This window comes from Clostridium sp. Marseille-P7770 (assembly GCF_902143525.1).
GTDB lineage: Bacteria > Bacillota > Clostridia > Lachnospirales > Lachnospiraceae > Pilosibacter.
In genome coordinates this window covers 100,951-122,397 of the sequence record NZ_CABFVC010000001.1, presented here as the reverse complement: position 1 = coordinate 122,397, position 21,447 = coordinate 100,951, and the positions used below count along the sequence as shown (strand labels likewise).

Here is a 21,447-nt window from a genome sequence, read left to right as displayed (position 1 = left end):
ACGCCCAGACAACACTGGTTAGCACGTCATAACTTTCACAAACAATTTCTTGAAAAATTTCAAAAAAACCAGTTGAAAAATCTCTCACCGCATGATAGAATAGTGAAAATTTGGGCTGAAATAAATTTTCAATCCCAGATAGGAAACGAACACGAACACAGAAGAAAGGGTGGCGTCATGAAAGCATATTTAATACTGGAAGACGGAACCGTGTTTGAAGGAACAAGCATCGGCTCTACCAGAGAAGTGATCAGTGAAATTGTTTTTAACACATCCATGACCGGTTATTTAGAAGTCCTTACCGATCCGTCCTACGCAGGACAGGCAGTGGTAATGACTTATCCGTTAATTGGTAATTACGGTATTTGTAAAGAAGATATGGAGTCCGGACAGGTGTGGCCGGATGGTTATATTGTCAGAGAATTATCTAGGATCCCCAGTAATTTCAGAAGTGGGGACACGATTCAGCATTTCTTAGAAGAACAGGATATTCCAGGTATCAGTGGTATCGATACAAGAGCCCTCACAAAGATCTTAAGAGAAAAAGGAACCATGAACGGCATGATCACAACGAACGGATCATTTGATCTCGAGGAAGTGAAAGAGCGGATCAAGGCGTATAAAGTAACAGGCGTTGTATTAAAGACGACCACAAAGGAGAAATATATTCTCCCGGGAACCGGAAAGAAAGTTGCCCTCATGGACTTCGGCGCGAAGAAAAATATCGCGAGAGAGTTAAATAAGAGAGGCTGCGAAGTGACCGTATATCCGGCGGACACTCCGGCGGAGGAAGTATTAAAGACAAATCCGGACGGGATCATGCTGTCAAACGGTCCTGGAGACCCGGCTGAGAACACGGAGATCATCAAAGAAGTCCGCAAGTTCTACGAGTCAGACATCCCGGTATTTGCGATCTGCCTTGGTCACCAGCTCATGGCTCTCGCGACAGGCGCCAACACCTACAAATTAAAATACGGTCACCGCGGCGGCAACCACCCGGTCAAGGACCTTGAGACAGGACGTGTCTACATCTCCTCACAGAACCATGGATATGCAGTGGACGAGCACAGCCTCGATCCGAAGGTTGCAGTCCAGGCTTTCGTGAATGTAAACGATAAGACAAACGAAGGATTAAAGTACGTGGGCAAGAACATCTTTACCGTTCAGTACCACCCGGAAGCATGCCCGGGACCGCAGGATTCCGGATATCTGTTTGACCGCTTTTTACGCATGATGGAGGAGGAAAGATAATGCCTAAGAATCCAGAGATCAAGAAAGTACTTGTAATCGGTTCCGGTCCGATCGTTATCGGCCAGGCCGCAGAATTTGACTACGCGGGAACACAGGCCTGCCGTTCCTTAAAGGAAGAAGGCATCGAGGTCGTTCTCTTAAACTCCAACCCGGCAACGATCATGACAGATAAGGATATCGCGGACCGGGTATATATCGAGCCGCTGACAACTGAGGTTGTCGAGCAGTTGATTAAAAAAGAAAAACCGGACAGTGTCCTCCCGACCCTTGGCGGACAGGCCGGCTTAAACCTTGCAATGGAACTGGAGGAGGCAGGTATCTTAAAGGCAAATAACGTGCGCCTTATCGGTACAACAGCCCTCACGATCAAAAAAGCCGAAGACCGTGAAATGTTCAAGGAGACAATGGAAAAGATCGGCGAACCGGTGGCTCCGTCTGAGATCGTTGAGGATGTGAACACAGGTCTTGCTGTTGCAAAAGAGATCGGTTATCCGGTCGTTCTCCGTCCGGCTTATACCCTTGGCGGCTCCGGCGGCGGTATTGCCTATAATGAGGAGCAGTGCGCAGAGATCCTGGAGAACGGACTCCGTTTATCCCGTGTGGGCCAGGTCCTTGTAGAGCGCTGTATTGCGGGCTGGAAGGAGATCGAATATGAGGTTATGCGTGACGGTGCAGGCAATGTGATCACCGTCTGCAACATGGAGAATATCGACCCTGTGGGCGTACATACCGGTGACAGTATCGTTGTCGCTCCGTCCCAGACATTAGGAGATAAAGAGTACCAGATGCTCCGTACCTCCGCGTTAAAGATCATCACAGAGCTTGGTATCACCGGTGGCTGCAACGTACAGTACGCACTTCACCCGGAGAGCTTCGAGTACTGTGTAATTGAGGTAAACCCGCGTGTAAGCCGTTCCTCCGCCCTTGCGTCCAAGGCGACAGGATACCCGATCGCGAAGGTTGCCGCGAAGATCGCCCTCGGCTACACACTTGATGAGATCAAGAACGCTGTTACAAAGAAGACCTACGCAAGCTTCGAGCCGATGCTCGACTATGTGGTAGTCAAGATGCCGAGACTTCCCTTCGATAAATTCATCAATGCGAGTCACAAGTTAGGAACCCAGATGAAAGCGACCGGAGAGGTCATGAGTATCTGCACAAGCTTTGAGGGCGGCTTAATGAAAGCAATCCGCTCTCTGGAGCAGCATGTGGACTCCTTAATGTCTTACGACTACAGCGGACTCACAGATGAACAGTTAAAAGAGCAGCTTCACAACGTGGATGACCGCCGGATCTGGGTTATTGCAGAGGCACTCCGCCGCGGTTTCGATTACGAGCTGATCCATGATATCACGAAGATCGATATCTGGTTTATCGATAAATTGATGATCCTCGTTGAGATGGAGAATGCCTTAAAGAAGGCCGGGAAGAACCTCGACGCAGAACTCTTAAAAGAAGCAAAACGCATCGAGTTCCCGGATAACGTGATCGCAAGACTCACAGGTCTCACAGAAGACGAGATCAAAAAGATGCGCCATGACAACAACATCCGCGCAGCTTTCAAGATGGTAGATACCTGCGCAGCTGAGTTCGCGGCAGAGACTCCTTACTACTATTCCTGCTTCGGAAGTGAAAATGAGGCGGAAGGTGAGACTGAGAAGAGAAAAGTCCTCGTTCTCGGCTCCGGCCCGATCCGTATCGGACAGGGTATCGAGTTCGACTTCTGTTCCGTACACAGCACATGGGCGTTTGCAAAAGAAGGTTTTGAGACCATTATCATCAACAACAACCCGGAGACCGTCAGCACAGACTTCGATATCGCAGACAAGCTGTATTTTGAGCCGCTGACACCGGAAGATGTCGAGAGCATCGTCGATATCGAGAAACCGGACGGAGCCGTTGTCCAGTTCGGCGGACAGACAGCGATCAAACTGACCGAGGCCTTAATGAAGATGGGCGTTCCGATCCTTGGAACTGCTGCTGAGGACGTTGACGCGGCAGAGGACAGAGAGCTCTTCGATGAGATTCTTGAGAAATGCCAGATCCCGAGAGCAAAGGGACATACCGTATTCACCGCAGAAGAAGCGAAAAAGGCGGCAAACGAGTTAGGCTACCCGGTACTCGTCCGCCCGTCCTACGTTCTTGGCGGACAGGGCATGCAGATCGCGATCTGTGACGAAGATATCGATGAATTTATCGGCATCATCAACCGGATCGCCCAGGAACACCCGATCCTGGTCGACAAATACATCATGGGTAAGGAGATCGAGGTCGATGCGATCTGCGACGGCACCGACATCCTGATCCCGGGTATCATGGAGCATATCGAGCGTACCGGTATCCATTCCGGTGACAGTATCTCCGTATATCCGGCAAAGAGCATCTCCGAGAACAATAAGAAGACGATCGTGGATTACACCGAGAAGCTTGCGAGAGCACTTCATGTCAAAGGTATGATCAACATCCAGTTCATCGTTGATGGCGAGAATGTTTACATCATTGAAGTAAACCCGCGTTCTTCCAGAACCGTACCGTATATCAGCAAGGTAACAGGAATCCCGATTGTTCCGCTCGCAACCCAGATCATCTGCGGCCACACGATCCGCGAACTCGGCTACACACCGGGCCTTCAGAAAGAGGCAGATTACTATGCAGTGAAGATGCCGGTATTCTCCTTCGAGAAGATCCGCGGAGCTGATATCAGCCTTGGACCGGAGATGAAATCCACGGGTGAATGCCTCGGTATTGCAAAGACCTTCAACGAAGCTCTTTACAAGGCCTTCCAGGGCGCTGGTATCAAGCTTCCGAAGTATAAGAACATGGTCATGACTGTCCGCGATTCCGATAAGGAAGAGATGCTCGACATCGCTGCGAGATTCAAGGCACAGGGTTACCGTATCTTCTGTACCGCAGGAACCGCAAAGTATTTCAATGAGCATGGCGTAAAGGTCATTCCGGTAAGAAAGATCGAGCAGGAGTCTCCGAACCTTCTTGATTTGATCCTTGGACATGAGATCGACCTTGTCATCGATATCCCAGCACAGGGCGCAGAGAGAAGCCATGACGGCTTTATCATCCGCCGGAATGCCATCGAGACAGGCGTTACCGTTCTCACTGCAGTCGATACTGCGAGAGCGCTTGTGACAAGTATGGAAAATCGTGCAAAAGAACTTACACTGATCAATATTGCTGAAATCTGATATTGGTAAAAGATAGAAGAGCAGCCCGTTTCACAATGGAGTGAGATGGGCTGCTCTTTGCGTTGTCCCCCAGCAGCGTATGCCGGAAATGTATGCCGGAAATTTGAAAGAGGTGCAGCGCTGTGCAAAAAACGAAATATTAACGCTTTATCAAGATAAATATATGCATTGATAATGTATAAAACATTGGAAAAACTGCATGAAACGATATAATTATGCATCGGATACTGTATAAAATGCATAATTCGTAAAAAAAACATAAAAAAGTGCTTTACAAAAGAATAATTATACATTATAATGCGTATCAACATCACACATGTGAGACATAGAAAAAGATAGAAACAAAGAGGAGAGGATCGATTATGAAGAAGAACATCGTTTTAGCTATGACAACAGCAGCGGTCATTGCTGCTCTTACAGGATGCGGAAGCTCCAAGACCACTGAGACAACGGCAGCAGCAACAACGGCAGCTGAGACAACAACAGCCGACGCGACAACAGCGGCTGAATCAAAGGAAGCGGATAAGACAGAGGCAGCAGCCGCAGCGGAAGGTTCCTTAAAGGCACTTGAGAATGTAGATCCGAATGGCCATCTCGGAAAAGTTCTTGCGGCAGGAAAGATCACGATGGGAACATCTCCGGATTTCGCTCCGTGGGAATTCAAGGATGTCAGCAGCGGAACAACCGAGTATGTCGGTGCTGATGTGGAGCTTGCAAAATACATCGCAAAGAAGCTTGGCGTAGAACTTGAGATCAAGCCGATGGAGTTCTCCGCGATCCAGCAGGCAGTTACTTCCGGAAACATTGATATGGGTATCTCCGGCTTCGCTTACACAGATGAGCGTGCAGAGGCTATGGGACTTTCCGAGCGTTACAACGTAAACGCGAAGAAGGGTCAGGGTCTTTTAGTTAAGAAGGAGCTCGCTTCCCAGTACAATACAGCAGAATCCTTCGCAGGAAAGAAAGTTGCTACCCAGAACGCAACCTTACAGAACAAGCTTGCAACAGAGCAGCTTCCGTCTGATGTTCAGATCCAGTTAGTGACAAATGTAACAGACGGTGTTATGATGTTAACAACAGGTAAGGTTGACGCACTTGCTGTATCCGGTGATAACGGTGAATCCCTTGCAAAGACATACGACGATATCGCAATGGCAGACTTCAAGTTCGACTACACAAGCGATGGTAACGTTATCGCAGTCAAGAAAGGTGATGACGATCTCTTAAATGCGATCAACGAAGTGATCGTTGAAGTTAACGAGAAAGGTCTCTACGAGCAGTGGAAGGAAGAGGCAGTTGCTCTTGCTGATAAGCTCGGCGTCGAGACACACTAATTTCGGAGCAGATCGTTTCGTTCCGTGATGGAAAATCAGCGCAGGACGGAATCGGTTATCGCTTCAGGTTACAGAAATTACAGAGCTCGGTCTTTCCGGTGAAAATGCCGGAAAGACCTTTGTCTGTTTTCAAGTTTTATCTACGAAAGGAGTTTTCCAGATGGAGTTTCTTAACGTCATGTTAAAAGTCTGGATGAAGTACTGGAACTTATTCTTACAGGGTCTTGGAATGACACTGTTTATGGGTCTCCTCACCGTCCTCATCAGTACCGTTTTCGGTTCTCTGATGGCACTGATGCGCCGCAGCAACGTGGGCATCGGAAAATTTAAGCCGCTCCGGCTGATCGCTACCGTTTATGTCGAAATTATCCGCGGTACGCCGATCCTGCTGCAGTTATATTTCTTCTACTTTATGCTGCCGACCTGGCTCCCGTTCTTCAACTTGAGCGAGTTTACATGCGTTATGACTGCATGCTGCGTAAACTCCACCGCTTATGTCTGTGAGATCGTCCGCGCAGGTATCCAGGCTGTCGATGTCGGACAGACTGAAGCTGCCCGTTCTCTGGGCTTAAACGCGCGCCAGACCATGATCCATATCGTTCTCCCGCAGGCAGTTAAGAATATTCTTCCGGCACTCTGCAACGAGTTCGTAGCAATCGTCAAGGAGACATCTCTGGCATCCACGTTCTTTATCGGAGAGCTTATGACCCAGTTTAAGACCATCAACGGTCTTACATTCCGTGTACTTGAGCCGTTAACCATCGTTGGTATCATTTACTTCGGCGTGACATTTATCATGTCCAAGCTGATTGCCTTACTGGAGAGGAGGATGAACGCAAGTGAGCGCTAATGAAAAAGAACTGATCCGTGTAGAAGATCTGCATAAATCCTTCGGCAGTCTTCAGGTATTAAAAGGTGTTACTGAGCATGTCGACCAGGGTGAGGTTGTGTCTGTTATCGGACCGTCCGGCGGCGGTAAAAGTACATTTTTACGCTGCTTAAACCTCCTTGAGACGCCGACATCCGGAAAGATCTATTTTGAGGGAACCGACATTACCGACAAGAATGTGGATATCAACCTTCATCGCCAGAAGATGGGAATGGTATTCCAGCACTTTAATGTATTCAATAATCTTACAGTTGGAAAGAACGTAACGCTTGCCCCTGTCCTTCTCGGAAAGAAAACCCAGAAGGAAGCTGACGAGATGATGCGGGAGCTTTTAAACCGCGTTGGTCTTGCGGATAAGGAGAACCAGTTCCCGAAGAAGCTCTCCGGCGGACAGAAACAGCGTCTTGCGATCGTGCGTGCGCTGGCGATGGAACCGGACGTTATGCTTTTTGACGAGCCGACTTCCGCCCTTGACCCGGAGATGGTAGGAGAGGTCCTTCATGTTATCAAGGGTCTTGTTAAGACAGGCATGACCACGGTGATCGTTACCCATGAGATGGGATTTGCAAGGGAGGTTTCCGACCGTGTATTCTTTATGGATGGCGGCGTGATCGCGGAGAAAGGTACTCCGGAAGAGGTCTTCAACCATCCGCAGAACCCGAGAACGCAGGAATTTTTAAGCAAGGTATTATACTGATGAAAGAACAGCGGGAAAAGCTGTTTTAACAGGAACTATGAGAAACACGCTTTGCGAGCTTCTCAAGTTATCGCGGCAGTCGCCAAGGTCTCATGCAAGCATGGACTTTGGCTCGTTGCTCGCGTAAATCATATCCCGTTCAGGGAGACTCCTGGAGTCTTACCTGGCGGGATTTTTGAAAGGAGAACATGACATGGCAGCATCCAAACAGACAGCCTTCGATTATATCGACGAGAAATCCGGCGTGATCACCGACGTATCCGATAAGATCTGGGACTATGCGGAGCTTTCCCTGAGAGAGTACAAATCCGGTGAGCTTTATGCAAAGGTATTAAAAGAAGAAGGATTTACTGTCGAACATCCCTTTGACAACATTGAGACTGCATTCCGTGCTTCCTACGGTTCCGGAAAGCCGGTGATCGGAATTCTGGCTGAGTATGATGCCCTGACAGGTCTTTCCCAGATCGCCGGATCTGAGACCAGAAAAGAGCTTGTCACAGACGGAAACGGCCACGGCTGCGGCCACAACCTTTTAGGTGCGGGGGCCATGGCTGCGGCTTTTGCCATCAAGAAATATCTGGAAGAAAAAGGTGAGGGAAGCGGTAAGGTAATCCTTTACGGCTGTCCTGGTGAGGAAGGTGCCGCTACAAAAGCATTTATGGCAAGAGACGGCGTGTTTGCGGAGTGCGACGCGGCTCTCACCTGGCATCCGGGGAATGTGAATCAGGTCACTTCCGGTACCTGCAACACCTGTATCCAGACAGAGTATAAGTTTACCGGAGTTGCCTCCCATGCAGCGGGCGCGCCGGACAAGGGACGTTCTGCCCTCGATGCGGTGGAGCTTATGAATATCGGTGTCCAGTTCTTAAGAGAGCATATGCCGGACAGCGCGAGGATCCATTACTCCATCACGGATGCCGGTGGAGATTCTCCAAACGTGGTACAGCCGAAGGCACAGGTCCTCTATATGGTCCGCTCCATCTGGGTAAAGGACGCGCTGGAGCTTCAGGAGAGAGTCGACCGGATCGCTCTTGCAGCATCCATGATGACAGATACAAAGATGGAGAAGAAGTTTATCGATGGCTGCTCCAATACCGTCCCGAACAAGGTTCTGGAGTCCCTTATGTGGGACAACTTCAACGATCTCGGTGTCTGCCATTACACGGAGGAAGAATTAAAGTATGCGAAAGCCCTCTACGATTCCGTTGAGATGAAGTCCGACAAGCTTCCGGGAGATGCGACGGAGGACAGCAGCGATATCTACGAATATGTTGATGAGAAGTCCAAACACGGCACAACACCGATGAATGAGTTCCTTGTCCCGTATCTCTACTATGAGAAACCGAGAATGGGCTCCACGGATGTCGGTGACGTGAGCTGGTGCATTCCAACGGCGCAGATCAACACTTCCACATTCCCTGCACAGGCGCCGGGACATTCCTGGCAGAATGTCTCCTGTGGACGGACATCCATTGCCCACAAGAACATGCTGTTAGCGGGAAAGGTCATCGCGGCTACCGCGATCGATCTCATGGAGAAGCCGGATGTTCTTCAGGCGGCGAAAGATGAGTTCAATAAGAAGATGAAACGCTACGGCGGCTACATCTGCCCGATCCCGAAGGACGCGGTTCCGGTCGTTCCGGGCGAGAAGATGTAATTGTGCAGATAGTTACGAAAACAAAATAGACTGGTCGTAAGTCCGGCCGGACAGATCATGCAGCAGACGTTTGCTGCACAGAGCTGTCCGGCTTTTTACGCGGACAACGAGCCAAAGTCCGCGCTTGCGCGAGACCTTGGCGACTGTCGCGATAACAAGGGGAAACACGCGAAGCATGTTTTCACTTGTTACTTCGGCCAATTCCGTAAAATGAAACCATATCTGCAGATTTCGCCAATTTACAGATTTTTTACACATTTTTCAGCGAAAAGATAGGAATCGCGGTTCTAAAACACGCAAAAATGTGGTATAATATAAAAGTATATTTTCAGATAGGAGAACAAATGGTTGCTTTCGGTGGCGGAAATTTTCTGAATTGAAGATTCCGTAAGATGTCGCTGCGGTCGTGGAGCCTGCTGATGTGTTTTCACGGCAGAAAGGAGCGGATGGATATGAATATCAGGGAAACGATGGAACAATGGGAACGCCAGAATCTCAGCCCGTATGCTGCTCTGAGCAGTGAGACGCTGGGGCGGGACCGCGAGGAAGTCCCCTGTGATGTTCGTCCTGCCTACCAGCGGGACCGTGACCGGATCCTGCACAGCAAGTCATTTCGCCGCCTGAAAGACAAGACACAGGTCTTTCTGGCCCCGGAAGGCGACCACTACCGCACGAGGCTGACGCACACGCTGGAGGTCTCCCAGATCGCCAGGACGATCGCAAAGGCGCTTCGGATGAATGAATCCCTGACGGAGGCGATCGCGCTGGGACATGATCTCGGACATACGCCTTTCGGACATGCTGGCGAGTACATATTAAATGAGATCTGTGAGGACGGTTTCGCCCACTTTAAACAGAGTGTCCGGATCGTGGAGGTCCTGGAGAAAAAAGGACAGGGATTAAACCTCACGAAGGAAGTGCGCGACGGGATCTTAAATCACAGAACGTCAGGAAACCCTGCGACGCTGGAGGGAAAGATCGTCCGCTTCTCTGATAAGATCGCGTACATCAATCATGACATCGATGATGCGATCCGCGGGAAGATCATCACCGAGAAAGATATCCCCAGAGAGTTTGCGGATGTCCTCGGTGATACGGTAAAGGACCGCCTGAATATCATGATCCATGATATCATCAACAACAGCATGGACAAGCCGTCGATCTTCATGTCTCCGGATGTGGAGCGGGCGATGCGCGGGATGAGAGAGTGGATGTTCGAGCATGTCTACCGGAATCCGGCCGCAAAAGGCGAGGAGGGAAGAGCGCAGCAGCTGATCGTGACGCTCTATGAATATTATCTGAAACATGTGGACGAGCTTCCGGAGGAATTCCGGATGATGATGGAGACCCGCGGTGAGAAGAAAGAGCGGGTCGTCTGCGATTATATTGCCGGGATGAGCGACGGATACGCGATCGACCGGTTTGAGGAATTATTTGTGCCGAAGGCATGGAAGATATAAAAAATACGCATTGTGGGAGGGATGAAACGTGTATTATCCGGAAGAAGTGATCGAGGAGGTACGGACGAGGAATGATATCGTGGATATCGTGTCCCAGTATGTAAATCTGAAGAAAAAGGGCGCAAACTATTTCGGCCTGTGCCCGTTTCATAACGAGAAATCCCCGTCGTTTTCTGTCTCCCCATCGAAGCAGATGTACTACTGTTTTGGCTGCGGAGCAGGAGGAAACGTGATCTCCTTCGTGATGGAATATGAAAATTATACCTTTGTGGAGGCTGTGAAGATGCTGGCGGACCGCGCCGGGATCGCGCTGCCGGAGATGGAATATTCGAAGGAAGCAAAGGCCCAGGCAAGCTTAAAAAATACGCTCCTGGAGATCAACCGCCTTGCCGCAAATTTCTTTTATTACCAGCTAAAGCAGCCAGCCGGCAAGATCGGATATGATTACCTGAAGGAAAAGCGGCGGCTGAGCGATGATACGATCCGCCATTTCGGACTTGGATATTCCAGCAAAGTGCCGGATGATCTGTACCGGTATATGCGATCGAAAGGGTATCACGATGATATCTTAAAAGAGACAGGCCTCTTCTTTATTGATGAGCGCGGGGCAAGGGATAAGTTCTGGAACCGCGTCATGTTCCCGATCCTGGACGTCAACAACCGCGTCATCGGCTTCGGCGGACGTGTGATGGGGGATGGGGAGCCGAAGTATTTAAACTCCCCGGAGACGAAGATCTTCGATAAGAGCCGGAATCTTTATGGACTGAACTTCGCAAGAACGTCCAGGGCGAAATATATGCTGGTCTGCGAGGGATATGTCGATGTGATCGCGATGCACCAGGCGGGCTTTACGAATGCCGTGGCATCCTTAGGGACCGCATTTACGTCCCAGCACGCGATGCTGTTAAAGCGATATACGGATCAGGTGATCCTGACCTACGACAGCGACGGAGCCGGCGTGAAAGCGGCGCTCCGGGCGATCCCGATCCTGAAAGAAGTCGGGATGTCCATCAAGGTTTTAAACATGAAGCCGTATAAAGATCCGGATGAGTTTATCAAGAACCTCGGAAAAGAGGAGTTCCAGAAGCGGATCGACAACGCAGTCGGGAGTTTCATGTTCGAGATCTCGGTGATCCGGAACCAGTACAACATGCAGGATCCGGAGTCAAAGACAGGATTTTATAATGCCGTCGCGAAGAAGCTGCTGGAATTCCCGGAAAAGCTTGAGAGGGATAACTATACGGAAGCCGTTGCCAGGGAGTATATGATCCCGGAGGCAGACCTCAAAAATCTCGTGAATTCCATGGGTGGACTCATCGGAGTGACGACAAGAGAGCGCGAGTATGACAAAGAGCGGATCCGACAGAAAAAGGAGAAGGAGGACGGGATCCGGAAATCCCAGAGACTGCTCCTCACATGGCTCATCGAGCGGCCGGAGCTGTTCGAAAAGATCCGCGGCATCATCACGCCGGAGGATTTCGATGATGAACTCTATCGGGAAGCAGCGTCCATGGTGTTTGAGGAATATGAAAAAACAGGAAGCGTGAACCCTGCCCAGATCCTGAATCATTTCATCGAGGGCGAGGAACAATACAGGGAAGTAGCTGCCCTGTTCCATGCGACACTCAGTGAATCCTTAAATAATGAGGAGCAGAGGAGAGCGTTTTCCGAGACAGTCAAAAAGATCAAGAAACACAGTCTGGATGTGAAGGGAAAGACTGCAGACATCAGAGAATTACAGGAAATTATCAGGCAGCAGTCGGAACTTGCTGCCCTGAATATCACACTGGACTAGAATCCAGCCGGGAAGGATGGAATTATGGAGGAAAAAACACTTACATTTGACGAGAAGTTATCAAAACTTCTGGAACTCGCAAAGAGCAAAAAGAATGTCCTGGAAGAGAAGGACATTCACGATGCGTTTGCGGGGGAAGAACTGACACCTGAGAAGCTGGACCGCATATATGACTTCCTGGATAAAAAGCATGTTGATGTTTTAAAAATGTCAAACGATGACGATATGGATCCGGATCTGTTCACAGAGGATGAAGATCCGGACCCGGAGGATGAGATCGATATGGAACATATCGACCTCTCAGTTCCGGAAGGAGTCAGCGTGGATGACCCTGTCCGGATGTATTTAAAGGAGATTGGGAAAGTGCCGTTGCTCTCCCCTGATGAGGAGATCGAGCTGGCAAAGAAGATCGAGCTTGGGGATGAGGCGGCGAAAAAGAAGCTCGCCGAGGCCAATTTACGTCTTGTGGTCAGCATCGCAAAGCGCTATGTGGGACGCGGGATGCAGCTTCTGGACCTGATCCAGGAGGGAAATCTCGGACTCATCAAGGCCGTGGAAAAGTTTGATTACCGGAAGGGATACAAGTTCAGCACTTACGCGACCTGGTGGATCCGTCAGGCGATCACCCGCGCGATCGCGGACCAGGCGAGAACGATCCGGATCCCGGTCCATATGGTCGAGACGATCAACCGGCTTGTGAGAACACAGCGCCAGCTGGTACAGAAACTCGGAAGAGAGGCAACGCCGGAGGAGCTTGCGAAAGAGCTCGATATGCCGGTAGACCGCGTGAGAGAGATCATGAAGATCTCCCAGGATCCGGTGTCCCTGGAGACGCCGATCGGTGAGGAGGAGGACAGCCATCTTGGAGATTTTATCCAGGATGACAACGTGGAAGTGCCGGCGGATGCCGCGACATACACACTGCTCCATGAACAGCTGATGGAGGTCCTTTCAACGCTCACGGAGCGGGAGCAGAAGGTCCTGCGGCTACGGTTTGGTCTGGATGATGGGAGACCGAGGACGCTGGAGGAGGTCGGAAGACAGTTCAATGTGACGAGGGAGCGGATCCGGCAGATCGAGGCGAAGGCGCTCCGGAAACTGCGCCATCCGAGCAGAAGCAAGGTTTTAAAGGATTATCTGGACGAATAAGCGAAAAAAGAATGGAGAAACATATATGAAATTATCAGAACGCCTGGAGATGGTGCTCTCGTTCGTGGAAACGGGAGAATCCGCGGCAGACGTTGGGACGGACCACGGGCATGTGCCGGTGGAACTTGTCCGGAGAGGAATCGTAAAAAAGGCAGTTGCGATGGATGTGCGGAAGGGACCGCTTTCCCGTGCAACGGAGAATATTGCGCTCGCAGGACTTTCGGAGAAGATCGCGACAAGACTCTCAGACGGGGTTGCAAAGCTGCTGCCTGGGGAGGCGGACTCGGTCGTGATCGCCGGAATGGGCGGTGAGCTGATCATTAAGATCCTGGAGAACGGAAGGCACATGTGGGATTCCGTGTCCCAGTGGGTGCTGTCCCCGCAGTCGGAGATCTTTAAGGTCCGCAGATGGCTTCTGGAAAACGGGTTTGAGATCCGCAGGGAAGATATGCTCTTAGAGGACGGGAAGTATTATACGGTGATGGATGTCCGAAGAAGAGGTTCCGGTGACGCTGATCAGGCGGCAGATGCTCTGAAAGGTGCAGATCAGGCAGATGGGAATGCGCAGGATGCAGCTTCCGCCAGTGGGCTTTCCGGACTTTCTGAGGACAGCCGGATACTCTACGGGGATTATCTGATCCGGACGAAAAATCCGGTGCTTCTTACATATCTGAAAGAGGAAGAGGAAAAGCTCGCTTGTTTTATCGGGGATCTTTCCGCAAAGGCCGGTTCTTCGGAGCGGGTGGCTGAACGTCTTTCGGAGTTAAAAGTACAGTTGAGGGAAAATCAGGAGGTACAGCATGAAATGCAGGGAGATCATTGATATTTTAGAGACGCTTGCGCCGAAGTCCTGTGCCTGTGACTGGGACAATCCGGGACTTCTTGCTGGGCGTATGGATAAGGATGTAAAGAAGATCCTGCTGACACTGGACGCGGATGATGCGGCGGTGGAGCGGGCGAAGAAGATCGGTGCGGACATGCTTTTGAGTCATCATCCGCTGATCTTTAAGCCGGTGAAGCATGTTTCCGATGAGGATTTTATCGGAAAACGTCTTGTCTCCCTGATCCAGGCGGACGTGTCCTATTATGCGATGCACACGAATTTTGACTCGGCCCCGGGATGTATGGCGGATATTGTCGCGGACCGGCTGAATTTTGTGGATCAGAAGCCGCTGGAGCTTATGGGAGAGCTTTCGGGAACTGCTTATGGAATCGGAAAGACGGGAACTTTGAAGAAGCCGATGACGGGTCCGGAGCTTGCGAGAGAGGTGAAGAACCGGTTTGGACTGCCGTTTGTCACGGTCTACGGGAGTGAGCTTTATGAAAATGAGCCGGTGACGAGAGCGGCGACTTGTCCGGGTGCCGGAGGAAGTGAGATCCGGGAGGCGCTTCGTGCAGGAGCGCAGGTGTTTATTACCGGGGATATCAGTCACCATGAGGGAATCGATGCGGCGGCCCAGGGGATGATGATCATTGATGCGGGGCATTATGGGCTGGAGCATGTGTTTATGGACTTTATGGAGGGATTTTTGCGGGATAAATTGCCGGAGGAAGTTGCGATCGAGAAGATGGCGGTGAAGTTTCCGGCGGTGGTGATATAGGATGGATTGGAGGCGGTTTTATGGCAGTTGTGAAGGCGAATGGAATCGGGAAGGTTTATCCGGAGGGGACTACATATCTGGAGATCGCGAGGGATTTTCAGGATCAGTATGAGAATGATATTCTGCTTGTGAGAGTGAATGGAAAGCTCAGGGAGCTGGATAAGACTTTGACGGAGGATTCGGAGATTTCGTTTATCACGGCGGAGGGGAATGCCGGGTATAAGACATATGAGCGCAGTGCGATCTTTCTGATGCTGAAGGCGTTTTATGAGGTGGTCCCGAGAGAGAAGATCAGGAAGATCCAGATCGATTTTGCGCTTGGAAACGGAATTTACGGGGAGCTTGTCGGGGATGTCCCAGTGGATGAGAAGCTGCTTTTAAAGGTAAAGGCGCAGATGGAGAAGCTGCGGGATGCGGCAATCCCGGTCAAGAAGCGGAGCATCAACACGGATGATGCGGTGGAGCTGTTCGGGAAGCATGGGATGCATGATAAGGAGCAGCTGTTCCAGTACCGGCGGGCATCTCGGGTGAATATTTACAGTATCGGGGAGTTTGAGGACTATTTTTACGGGTATATGGTCCCGGACACGAGTTATGTGAAGTATTTTGATCTGGTGCCGTGCCATGCGGGATTTCTGCTGCTGCTTCCGGTGAAATCGGATCCGAAGCATGTGGAGCATCCGGCGGTCAGGGAGAAGCTGTTCTCGATCCTTCATTCATCGTATCGCTGGAGTGACAGCCTTGAGGTCCCGAATGTCGGTGCTCTGAATAAGATGATCGCGGACGGGAAGGGACAGGATCTGATCCTGATGCAGGAGGCGCTGCAGGAGAAAAATATCGGTCAGGTTGCTGAGAAGGCAGTGAAGGATCCGGACCGCAGGATCGTGATGATCGCGGGACCGTCTTCGTCCGGTAAGACAACCTTCAGCCACAGGCTTTCAACCCAGTTTGCGGCGCTGGGATACAATCCGCATCCGATCTCCGTGGACAACTATTTCCGCAACCGGGAAGAGTATCCGCTTGATGAGAACGGGCAGCCGGATTTTGAGGCGCTTGGGTGCGTGGATATTCCGCAGTTTAATGAGGATATGAACGCTCTGCTCTCCGGTAAGACCATCGAACTTCCACGGTTTAACTTTAAGACCGGTAAGAGGGAATACAAAGGCGAAATGCTGAAGCTTGGAAAGAAGGATATTCTCGTCATCGAGGGCATCCATTGCCTGAATGACGCGATGTCCTCAGAACTTCCGAAGGACAGTAAATTTAAGATCTATATTAGCGCCCTGACCCAGTTGAATGTGGATGAGCACAACCGGATCCCGACAACTGACGGACGACTGATCCGCCGGATGGTGCGGGACGCGAGAACGAGAGGAACCTCCGCGTTAGAGACGATCGAGCGCTGGCCGTCGGTGCGCCGCGGCGAGGACAAGAATATCTTCCCGTACCAGGAGAGCGCTGATGTGATGTTTAACTCCGCGCTTGTGTATGAGCTTGCGGTATTGAAGCTCTATGCGGAACCGCTGCTCTTCAATATCCCGAGAGACCGGGAAGAGTATGATGAGGCGAAGCGGCTCCTCAAATTCCTGGATTATTTCCTTGCCATCGACAGTGATGTGATCCCGAAGACTTCGATTCTCAGGGAGTTTATCGGGGGAAGCTGTCTGAATGTGTAGTTGTATCCGTTTTTTTCTGTGGTATTTTCATAGGAGTATGCATCCATATGGACATTATCTGTAAAAGCCGTAACGAAAAAAATATAAACACACGTCTGGACATCAAAATAAATATATGCTAAAATAAACAAGTTCTGAGTAAGACAGATGGTCGCTGCTGCAGTTCTAAGGGATGCAGGAGAGGAAAGTCCGGGCTTCAAAGGGCAGGGTGCCGGATAACGTCCGGCGAAGGTGACTTCAGAGACAGTGCAACAGAAATAAACCGCATGGAAACATGTAAGGGTGGAAAGGCAGTGTAAGAGACTACCGCCTCACTGGTAACAGGGAGGGCACATGCAAACCTCACTCGAAGCAAGGCCAAACAGGAAGCATAAGGCGGCCCGTCTGCTTCCGGGTAGGCCGCTTGAGCCGTCCGGTGACGGACGGTCTAGATAGATGACCATCCAACGACATAACCCGGCTTATCGTCTTGCTCAGAATATTGAATATGGAAAATGATGAAGACCGCTTTTCAGGATCGAATGATAAGGTTTTGAAAAGAGGTCTTTTTAGAATATCGAATCAATTTTGGGGTACTATTATGATGACGCTTTATCTAGTACAATCCACTTTAAATAACAAACTATTTTAATTCACATTCCTATTTATGGTACAATTGAACCATCGGAGGTGTCAATTATGCCTAATACAATTAAAACTATTTCTTTAACAGATGATGATAAATCTTACTTAAATAAACTGCTGACTCAGAGCACTTTGGAAATTCGCGTTTATCAATGTGCCAGAATCCTTCTGCTCAAATCTGAGGGTGCATCTAACGAAGCAATTGCTGACAAACTGGATATTGGAATCGGTGTGGTAAAACGTTGTCTTAATAAATTTAAAGAGAACAGTGTTGAAGCTTCTTTACATGATAACAACGGCCGTGGAAGAAAAGCGGAAATCACCGATGACGATATCACCTGGGTAATCAGTAAAGCTTGCCAAAAACCGAAGGATTACGGCTATTCTGCTGAATTCTGATATCCCATGAGTTTCAGGAAATTCATCAACTCTATAGCAGAAGCGGAAGGACATCTTCGTAGGGCAACAGTAGCTGAAACAACGCTTCGGAAAATTCTGAGCAATGCAAGGATCAAACCATTTCAGGTGTCTTATTACTGCGAAAGACGGGATCCTGAGTTTGATGCAAAAATGCATGATGTCCTTGTTATCCACAAGCAGATTGAAATGCAGTTTGACAAGGATGGAAAACTGATTCCCTTTGAGAAAGATGCCGTACATACCCTGTCTTATGATGAAAAGCCAGGAATTCAGGCAATTGCTACCACAGGTGAAGACCGTCCACCGATTCCGAATACAGATAAAAGCAGTGGCTATCAGCGAGATTATGAGTATGTCAGGTTGGAGACCCTCTCTCTGCTTGCAGCGATTGATTTGCTCTCAGGAGAAGCAATTCCATTAGTAAGTGAAACTCATAAAAGTTCTGACTTTATGACCTTTCTAAAGAAGAGATTGATTTCATAGTGTATGAGCTGCTTCAGCAGAAAACAAAAACAAAAAAGCACCAAAACCAATTTCACGAAAGAGAAAGTCTATCCAGAATTAGCATAAAACGATAGTTTGAAATAGGCTTCTAATTTGCGTGAATCATACTAGTATGGAGGATTTAAAAACTTTTAAGGGAAAGATATTTTGGAAACTGGTTTATCCCGTCAAAGTAAATGTCGATGGAGTTGTTTATGAATTGAACTATTATGTTGATATAGATGCAATTTCTGGCAATATCTTGGAAATTGCACATGATGTATATTAAGGAATTCTTAGGAGGTAAGTATATGAAAAAGTATTTTATTGCCCTATCTATTATGATGTTGATGTTATCTGCATGTGGGCACAGTAATGATAGAATTGATTTTCCACAAGCAGTATTATCGACACCAACAAGCATTAAAGTAAATAATGGTATTTCGGAAATATATTTAACACCGGAGCAGTTGGAGTTCTCAGAAGTGGTTGCTTTAATTGAAAGGAATTGGTGGAAGACTATTAAAGATATCAATGAGCCTCTTACTGATGCCAATTTAAAAGATATGGATGCGCCAATAAAAATATTAAATACTTTCTCAGAAAAAGAACTTTCAAATCAAGATATTTTAATAAGCTTTTATTATAAGGAACCAATAAAGTGGAAAAATGTAATTAACAGTAGCAATGAAGGAGATTTATTTAAGATTATATCTTACGTATTTATTCTTGATACAACATTTTCAGAAGAAAATAACAAAGGAATTATGCTTATTTCAGAAGATGAAAATGTATTTAATAAGTCGAATATGTATGAATATTATTATAATAAATCTCTGATCCCTTTAATAAAAGGACTTTTTGAGAGCAATTACAGTAATGAGTAAGCCATTATTTCGGTGGATAATATAGATAGCGTTTGATTGTATTAATACGTAAAAAAGTTGGTAGAAAAATCTTTCTATCAGCTTTTTTTCTGGTGCGCCTGGCGGCGCACGTTTCTAACGGGTCAAAGTCCCGAATCCGCCCGGTAGTGGGAAGGATATAGCCGAAGGCAAGGGTGTCCATCGTGAGATGGAATCTGGAGGAAGCTGGATGTGAGGAACATACTAACTCACGGGCAAATCTCTGGTCTGACGAACAGAAATCTCATATGAGGTCATGCATGAGGGTAAGACTGCCAGACACGTTGAAGCCCAATAACTACACGGAATCATGCATGATAGATGAGGCAGATGGATGGAGAGGAAGAAACGTGTGGTACCTAGGGAGGTCTGTGCGGTACGCCTTGAAAGAGGTAACCATTGCATAAAGCAATGCTGAACGCACAGAAGTCAGCAGAGGTCATAGTAGCCGAGAGGTGAAGGACCGAATCAGTAGGAGTCTTGAGTATGACCGAGAAAGGAGGAATGACCATCTATGGCAGAAGACATTGAAAACAATGGCTGTTCGCAAAGAGATAATGTGGAACATAAAGGGTATGTGAAAGCGTCTAGGTCATTCAATCGGATATGGAAAGAAAGAGACAGTGCACAGCCGAGACTTTAGATGACCATCCAACGACATAACCCGGCTTATCGTCTTGCTCAGAATTGAATAAGAAATTAAGACCGTCTTTTGAAACTTAGCGGAAACGCGAGGTTTTGGAAGACGGTCTTTTTACGTCTTAACAATGAAAAAAAGTTATGTAATTATATAAATAAACGAAATTTTACTTTATGATAACCGGATGATATGATGAATTCAGAAAGAGAAATGGTTGATCAGTCAGACAAGATCATACACAGGGAAAGGATGAAATTATGAGATTCTGGAAGAAAGCAAAAACTGCCGATACTCCCGGAACATGGGAAGGAACGGAAAAATACGGACCAGTGAAACTTGCGTCGGTGGATTTCCGCGACGGTCAGCAGTCTGTAATCGCAACGAGAATGAGAACGGAGGACATGCTTCCGATCCTGGAGCAGATGGATGACTTCGGATACGAATGCATCGAGATGTGGGGAGGAGCAACATTCGACTCCTGCATCCGCTATCTGAATGAAGATCCGTGGGAGCGCCTGAAGGCATTCAAGAGAGTCTGTAAAAAAACACCGCTGCGCATGCTGCTCCGCGGTCAGAATCTTTTAGGCTATACTCCGTATCCGGATGATGTGGTCGAGAGATTCGTGACAAAGACGGCTGAGGATGGAATGGATATCTTCCTGATCTTTGACGGCTTAAACGATATCAGAAACTGTGCATGTGCTGCGAAGGCAGCGCTGAAAGCCGGAAAACGCGTGGAAGGAAATATTCAGTTTACTTCCAGCCCGGTACACACTGTTGAATCGTTTGTACAGACAGCAAAAGATTATGTGAATATCGGAGCGACCGCAGTCCACCTGGAAGATATGGGCGGTATGATCGATCCGACGACGGCGGCAAAGACAGTGGCAGCTGTGAAAAAAGCCGTCAATGTTCCGGTTCACTATCATTCCCACTGCACCGGCGGAATGACAGAGATCACATACTGGGAAGTGGCGAGAGCAGGCGCAGATGTGCTCGATGTGGATGTCTCCGCATTTGCGCTTGGAACAAGCCATCCGGCGGCAGAGAGCATCATCGCGGTATTAAAGGGAACCCCGCGTGATACCGGTCTTGACTATGCAAAGCTGGCACCGATCAATGCGTATTTAAAAGAAGTACGAAAGAAATATAAGGAATTTGAGTCAAAACTTCAGGGCGTGGATATCAATGTTGTCCGCCATCAGATCCCTGGCGGAATGCGTTCCAATCTGGAATTCCAGCTGGCGCAGATGAAAGCACCGGAGAGACTTCCTGAGGTTCTGGAAGAGGTTGTCAGAGTCAGAAAAGATCTCGGATATCCGCCGCTCGGAACCCCATTCTCCCAGATGTGCGGTGCTCAGGCAACGATCAATGTGATCTCCGGAAAGCGCTATCAGATGATCCCGAAAGAAGTGACCGCCTATGTGGAAGGAAAGTACGGCAAAGCTCCGGGACCGGTAAGCGAGGAGTTAAAGAAGCGGATTCTCGGCGATGACAAAAAGCCGATCACCTGCCGTCCGGCAGACCTGATCCCGGCGGGATATGAGAAGATCTGCGAAGAGTGTAAGGACATCGCAAGAACAGAAGAAGATATCCTTACCTACGCGATCTTCCCGCAGGTCGGCAGAGAGTTCCTTGAAAAGAAATATAACGGGTAGATGTTTGC

The 21,447-nt window shown here is 48.8% G+C and carries 16 protein-coding genes and 1 other RNA gene; all 17 read left to right on the top strand.

Annotated elements, in window-relative coordinates; genetic code table 11:
- Nucleotides 1–177: 177 nt before the first annotated feature.
- Entirely contained in the window at nucleotides 178–1,251 is a 1,074-nt protein-coding gene (locus FN001_RS00595) for a carbamoyl phosphate synthase small subunit (RefSeq protein WP_142410488.1), read from the top strand.
- Nucleotides 1,251–4,451: a carbamoyl-phosphate synthase large subunit gene (gene carB / locus FN001_RS00590; protein ID WP_142410487.1), complete on the top strand. Its 3,201-nt coding sequence runs from the start codon at nucleotides 1,251–1,253 to the stop codon at nucleotides 4,449–4,451. The genes FN001_RS00595 and carB overlap by 1 nt, the downstream gene beginning before the upstream one ends.
- A gap of 362 nt (nucleotides 4,452–4,813) precedes the next feature.
- Nucleotides 4,814–5,785, top strand: coding sequence for a transporter substrate-binding domain-containing protein (locus FN001_RS00585; RefSeq protein WP_142410486.1), 972 nt, complete (start codon nucleotides 4,814–4,816; stop codon nucleotides 5,783–5,785).
- Between the two features lie 160 nt (nucleotides 5,786–5,945).
- Complete coding sequence (locus FN001_RS00580; protein ID WP_015554150.1) at nucleotides 5,946–6,635, top strand: amino acid ABC transporter permease; 690 nt, start codon at nucleotides 5,946–5,948, stop codon at nucleotides 6,633–6,635.
- Between the two features lie 10 nt (nucleotides 6,636–6,645).
- The gene (locus FN001_RS00575; RefSeq protein WP_142410851.1) at nucleotides 6,646–7,371 is read left to right on the top strand and encodes an amino acid ABC transporter ATP-binding protein; all 726 of its coding nucleotides are present in this window, start codon (nucleotides 6,646–6,648) and stop codon (nucleotides 7,369–7,371) included.
- 193 nt (nucleotides 7,372–7,564) lie between these two features.
- A complete protein-coding gene (locus FN001_RS00570; RefSeq protein WP_142410485.1) occupies nucleotides 7,565–9,028 on the top strand; it encodes a M20 family metallopeptidase in 1,464 nt (487 codons plus the stop codon).
- Between the two features lie 452 nt (nucleotides 9,029–9,480).
- A complete protein-coding gene (locus FN001_RS00565; RefSeq protein WP_118321251.1) occupies nucleotides 9,481–10,488 on the top strand; it encodes a deoxyguanosinetriphosphate triphosphohydrolase in 1,008 nt (335 codons plus the stop codon).
- 28 nt (nucleotides 10,489–10,516) lie between these two features.
- Nucleotides 10,517–12,283: a DNA primase gene (gene dnaG, locus FN001_RS00560; RefSeq protein ID WP_118532981.1), complete on the top strand. Its 1,767-nt coding sequence runs from the start codon at nucleotides 10,517–10,519 to the stop codon at nucleotides 12,281–12,283.
- A 24-nt stretch (nucleotides 12,284–12,307) separates the two neighbouring features.
- Nucleotides 12,308–13,432, top strand: coding sequence for an RNA polymerase sigma factor RpoD (rpoD, locus tag FN001_RS00555; RefSeq protein WP_118321184.1), 1,125 nt, complete (start codon nucleotides 12,308–12,310; stop codon nucleotides 13,430–13,432).
- 25 nt (nucleotides 13,433–13,457) lie between these two features.
- Nucleotides 13,458–14,255, top strand: coding sequence for a class I SAM-dependent methyltransferase (locus FN001_RS00550; protein WP_142410484.1), 798 nt, complete (start codon nucleotides 13,458–13,460; stop codon nucleotides 14,253–14,255).
- Entirely contained in the window at nucleotides 14,233–15,033 is an 801-nt protein-coding gene (locus FN001_RS00545; RefSeq protein WP_142410483.1) for a Nif3-like dinuclear metal center hexameric protein, read from the top strand. Before FN001_RS00550 ends, FN001_RS00545 begins: the two co-directional genes overlap by 23 nt.
- A gap of 20 nt (nucleotides 15,034–15,053) precedes the next feature.
- Nucleotides 15,054–16,709 carry a nucleoside kinase gene (locus FN001_RS00540; RefSeq protein ID WP_142410482.1) on the top strand — a complete coding sequence of 552 codons (1,656 nt, stop codon included), beginning with the start codon at nucleotides 15,054–15,056 and terminating at the stop codon, nucleotides 16,707–16,709.
- A 135-nt stretch (nucleotides 16,710–16,844) separates the two neighbouring features.
- Nucleotides 16,845–17,189, top strand: an RNA gene (gene rnpB / locus FN001_RS00535) — RNase P RNA component class A.
- A gap of 198 nt (nucleotides 17,190–17,387) precedes the next feature.
- Nucleotides 17,388–17,732, top strand: a complete 345-nt coding sequence (locus tag FN001_RS18305) for a COG3415 family protein (protein ID WP_242990604.1) — start codon at nucleotides 17,388–17,390, stop codon at nucleotides 17,730–17,732.
- A gap of 6 nt (nucleotides 17,733–17,738) precedes the next feature.
- On the top strand, nucleotides 17,739–18,236 hold the full coding sequence (locus FN001_RS18300; protein WP_242990605.1) for a hypothetical protein: 498 nt from the start codon (nucleotides 17,739–17,741) through the stop codon (nucleotides 18,234–18,236).
- 311 nt (nucleotides 18,237–18,547) lie between these two features.
- Complete coding sequence (locus FN001_RS00525) at nucleotides 18,548–19,123, top strand: hypothetical protein (protein ID WP_117469377.1); 576 nt, start codon at nucleotides 18,548–18,550, stop codon at nucleotides 19,121–19,123.
- Nucleotides 19,124–20,038: 915 nt separating this feature from the next.
- Entirely contained in the window at nucleotides 20,039–21,439 is a 1,401-nt protein-coding gene (locus FN001_RS00510; protein WP_142410481.1) for a pyruvate carboxylase subunit B, read from the top strand.
- Nucleotides 21,440–21,447 lie beyond the last annotated feature (8 nt).